Origin of the sequence: Streptomyces durbertensis (assembly GCF_014156695.1) — a bacterium.
In the GTDB taxonomy this organism is placed as follows: domain Bacteria; phylum Actinomycetota; class Actinomycetes; order Streptomycetales; family Streptomycetaceae; genus Streptomyces; species Streptomyces durbertensis.
In genome coordinates this window covers 1-4,708 of sequence record NZ_WMLF01000423.1, presented here as the reverse complement: position 1 = coordinate 4,708, position 4,708 = coordinate 1, and the positions used below count along the sequence as shown (strand labels likewise).

At 74.4% G+C, this 4,708-nt stretch carries 3 protein-coding genes; 2 read left to right on the top strand and 1 reads right to left on the bottom strand.

Features of this window, described 5'->3' with window-relative positions; translation table 11 throughout:
* Positions 1 to 59: 59 nt before the first annotated feature.
* Positions 60 to 1,154, bottom strand: coding sequence for a carboxylate-amine ligase (locus GL263_RS21830; RefSeq protein ID WP_182857447.1), 1,095 nt, complete (start codon positions 1,152 to 1,154; stop codon positions 60 to 62).
* Between the two features lie 347 nt (positions 1,155 to 1,501).
* Between GL263_RS21830 and GL263_RS21825 the strand changes: the two genes are divergently transcribed.
* The gene (locus GL263_RS21825) at positions 1,502 to 2,881 is read left to right on the top strand and encodes a PP2C family protein-serine/threonine phosphatase (protein WP_182857446.1); all 1,380 of its coding nucleotides are present in this window, start codon (positions 1,502 to 1,504) and stop codon (positions 2,879 to 2,881) included.
* Positions 2,878 to 4,708 (top strand): sensor histidine kinase (locus GL263_RS21820; protein WP_323379515.1); only part of this gene is annotated, 1,831 nt, incomplete at its 3' end. The genes GL263_RS21825 and GL263_RS21820, both read left to right, overlap by 4 nt.

Below are 4,708 nucleotides of genomic sequence, written 5' to 3'. Positions count from 1 at the left end.
GACAGGAGTCCGGGAGCCTGCTGGCGGCCTCCGGCGGAGCGGTGGCCTGCGGGCGGGGGTCAGGGGGTGGCGCTGCGGGCCATGACCAGCCGGGCGACGGCCCGCGGGCCGGCCTCCGCGAGCGTGGCGCGCTGGAGGTCCGCGCCGTTCCCCTCGCGCAGCAGCCGGTGGAGGAGACCGGTGACCTGCCTGGTGTCGCCGGCCGCGTCCAGCGCCGGAGTGACGTGCCGGATCAGCTCGTGGAGCACGTCGCCGGCCTTGCGCGAGCGGCCTTCGGGGTCGATCAGGGTGCCGCCCAGCCCGTGGCGGGCGGCGTGCCACATGCTCGCCAGCAGCAGCTCGGGAGCCGTTCGCGGCGCGGGCGTGCCCGCGGTCACCTCGGCCTGGGCCGTGTCCACCAGGGCCCGGACGAGGCCGGCGAGCATCACCGCGTCGTCCGCGTGGAGCTGGACGTCCAGGCACCGCACCTCGATCGTGGGATACCGGGACGACAGGCGCGCCTGCCAGTAGAGCTGGCCGGGGTCGGAGATCACCCCGCTGTCGAGCAGGTCCCGTACTCGTCGGTCGTAGTCGGCGATCTCGGGGAAGTACGGCGGCATGCCGCTGACCGGCCAGCGACTGAAGATCACGGTTCGCCAGCTGGCGAACCCGGTGTCCCGGCCGTCCCAGAGCGGGGAGTTGGCCGACAGGGCGGTGAGGGTGGGCAGCCATCCGCGGACGCGGTTGACGACCTGGAGGGCGGTCTCGCGGTCGGGCACCGCGACGTGCACGTGCATGCCGTTGACCTGCTGCTCGGCAACCAGCTGGGGCGCCTGGACGAGCATCGCCCGGTAGCGGGCCTCGTCGGTGACGGCGACGGGGTCGCCGTGCCGCAGCGGGGGTGTGGCGCAGGCGGCGATCCGGCAGCCGTGGGTTTCGGCGGCCGCGGCGACGGCGTGCCGCAACCGCAGCAGATGACCGCCGACCTCCTCCAGCGTCCCGCACACCGGGGTGGCCACCTCGACCTGTGCCTGCAGCAGTTCCTGCTGCACCTCGTCGTCGACCACCAGACGGCCGAGGCCCGCCGTCGCCCGCACCTTGTCCGCCAGTGGCACCGGGAGGCCGCTCTCCGGGTCCAGCAGCAGGTACTCCTCTTCCACGCCGACGGTTGTCATTCGCCTCTTCCGCTCCACCCGAGTCGGGCCGGGGCCCGAACGCCCTCCGTTCGCCCCTTCCCGGCAACGCCGGTAGTAGTCACGACCGGCGCCGCCGGTCAGGACCCGTGGTGAGCCACTCGCGCGAGTCGGTCGCACGGCCTTCACGACCCACCATGGCACATTCGGGAGGTGGGCGCGGTGGTGGCGGACTGTACGGCGGGCCGGGTGCGCGGGGCGCGGACGCGCCCAGCCGTCAACACCTCGACCGATGAATTGTTGTCATGCGGCAAGTGATCGTTCTATCCTCGGCGACGTCGATCGGGCATACCGTGGGCCACCTGCCCGCGGCGAGAGGAGACCCAGTCATGGGGACCGCCCCACGCCCCGCCGTGCCGACCGAGCCGGACCGCTCGCTGACGGTCCCCGGCATACGACGGTACGGTTCCGCCGCTGTGGCCGGAAGCCCGGCCGCCGGTGCCGGGGCGTGCGCGACGGACCCGGTGACGGCCGAGGATCCTCCGAGCGCCGACCCCGGGACCGTGCCGGAGGACCCGCTGCTGCACCCGGCCGACCCGGCGGGCGAGCAGCAGCTCACCGTGCTCCTCGTCGAGGACGACGCGGGGGACGCCCTGCTGGTCGAGGAAGCCGTCGCGGACGGCAACGTCCCGCTGGAACTGCACTGGGCCCGCAGCCTCGCGGAGGCCTTCGACAGCCTGCGGCAGCACCGCCCCGACTGCGTCCTGCTGGACCTGCACCTGCCCGACGCCCGAGGCGGGGAAGCACTCGAACGAGTGCTGGAGAAGGCCGACGGGGCCGCCGTCGTGGTGCTCACCGGCCTGGCCGGGGAGCAGGCAGGCTTCGCCGCGGTCGCCGCGGGAGCCCAGGACTACCTGCTGAAGAACCGGCTGGAGCCGGAGGTCTTCCTCCGCGCGATCCGCTACGCGATCGAACGCAAGCGGACCGAGCAGGCCGCCGCGGCGCTCCAGGCCGGACAGCTCCAGGCGCGGGAGAACAGGCGGCTGGAGCGCGGCCTGCTGCCCACCCCCCTGCTGCACGGCGACGCCGTGCGGGTCACCTCCCGCTACCAGCCCGGCCGCGCCCAGACGCTGCTGGGCGGGGACTTCTACGACGTGGTCGAGCTGCCGGACGGCAGCACCCAGGCAGTAGTGGGCGATGTCAGCGGCCACGGGCCGGACGCCGCCGCGCTCGGGGTGTGCCTGCGCGTGGCGTGGCGCTCGTTTGTCCTCGCCGGAGCACGCGGCGAGGCGCTGCTGAACCTGCTCGAGGAGATCCTGGTCGCCGAGCGGGCGGGCCCGGAGATATTCGCCACCCTCACCACGCTGAGCCGGGAGCCCGGCGCGCGGGAGCTGCGCCTGATGCGGGCCGGCCACCCGGGCGTCCTGCTACGGTCCCCGGACGGGGCGGTGAGGTTGGAGGAGGTGCCGGGCGGACCGGTGCTGGGGCTTCTCCCCGGTTCCGCGAGCTGGCCGGTCGTACCGGTGGCGGCGCCCGCCGGCCAGGAGGTGATGATGTTCACCGACGGACTGATCGAGGGGCGGATCGGCCCCGGCCCGGCGCGGCTCGGTGAGCACGGCCTGGTCCGGATCGCCGACCGCCACCGCCACGCGCCGGCCGACGTCCTGCTGGACGAGATGATCGGAACGGCCCAGGAGCTCGCCGCGGGCCACGGCGGTCTCGCCGACGATCTTGCGGTGCTCCACCTCGCCTGGGAGCCGGGCCGGTGAGCGGCGGCACGTCGGGGCCCCCGGCGCCGCCGGAGTGGTCCGAGGACGCCACGCCCCGGTTCGGCGGCCGGCTGACGGTCCGTGCGTGGTTCCTTCTGGCGCTGCTGGTCATGGCCCTGGTCACCGCGGTCGGCGGCACGGTGACCGCGGCGTCCCTCAGCCGGGCCAGCGAGGCGGAGGACCGGCTGATCAGCGTGCTGGGACCGGCCCGTACCGACGTCTACCGGCTCCGGGCGGCGATGCTCGACCAGGAGACCGGACTCCGCGGCTTCCTGATCACCCGTAGCGAGGAGTCCCTGGAGCCGTACCACCGGGGCAGCGCCGCGGAGCGGCAGCTCCGCAGGAGTCTGGCCGCCCGGCTGGAGCAGCTGCCCTCGGCGCGCGCGGAGACCGACGAGGTCGGCCGGGCCGTCGACGCCTGGCGCCGCGACCACGCGGAGCCGGTGCTGCGCGGCGACGGCGACGACTTCGACACCACGGGCAAGGCGGCGTTCGAGGGGGTGCGCGCCGCGCTGGACTCCCTGCAGTCGCAGCTGGAGGCCGAACGGCGCGAGGCCAGGTCGGAGCTGACGGCGGCCAACCAGGCCCGCGACCGGGTCCTGTACGGCGTGCTGGGCATGTTCCTGCTGACAGGGCTCGGACTCCTGGTGCTCCTGCACTACTCGGTCGGCCGACCGCTGGAGCGCGTGAGCGGGGCGGCCCGCCGGGTGGCGGAGGGCCACTTCGAGCACCGCATCCCCCAGCACGGGCCGGCCGACCTGCGGGCGCTCGCCCGCGACGTCGAGGCGATGCGCCGCCGGATCGTCGGCGAGCTCACCACCGCCCGCCGGCAGCGCGCCGAGATCGCCCGGCAGGCGGAGGAACTCGACCAGCAGGCGGAGGAGTTGCGCCGGTCCAACGCCGATCTGGAGCAGTTCGCCTACGTCGCCTCGCACGACCTCCAGGAGCCGCTGCGCAAGGTGGCCTCGTTCTGCCGCCTGTTGGAGAAGCGCTACGGCGACCAGCTCGACGAGCGCGGCGTGCAGTACATCGACTTCGCGGTGGACGGCGCGAAGCGGATGCAGGTGCTCATCGACGACCTGCTGACGTACTCGCGGGTGGGACGCCGTGACGATCCGCACACCCGGGTCGAGCTGGACGACGCCCTCGACGGGGCGCTGCGCAACCTGGACGCGTCGCTGGAGGAGGCGGACGCGGTCGTGGAGCGGCCGCGGCGGCTTCCGTCGGTGATCGGCGATCCCACGCTGATGACGATGCTCTGGCAGAACCTGGTGGGCAACGCGGTGAAGTTCCGCCGTCCCGACCGGCCCCCGGTGGTGCGGATCGACGCCCGGTGGAGTGCGGAACCGCTCGCGGGGGCGGCCGCCTCGGACGCCGGCCACTGGACGTTCTCGGTCACGGACAACGGCATCGGGGTGGCGCCGGAGTTCGCGGAGAAGGTCTTTGTCATCTTCCAGCGCCTGCACAACCGCGACGCGTACGGTGGCACCGGTATCGGGCTGTCGCTCTGCAAGAAGATCGTCGAGCAGTCCGGCGGCACGATCGCCCTCGACACCGCCCACCGCGAGGGCACCCGCGTGGTCTTCACGCTCCCGGCCGTCGACGGCGACCAGCCCGGCGCCGCTCCCCCGCCCGCGGACGACGGCACCGCGGAGGTGGACCACGCCGCCGAGGCGGACGGCACGGACGGCGGCCCGGCCACCCGCGGGCCGGACGAGCGGCCTTCGAACCAGCCGGTGGAGACTCCTCCCCCGGCTGACCCCGCGGACGGCATACCGTCCGCGCCGACCGACCGGCCCCCGCCGCAGGCGGCGCGCCCCTCCCGAA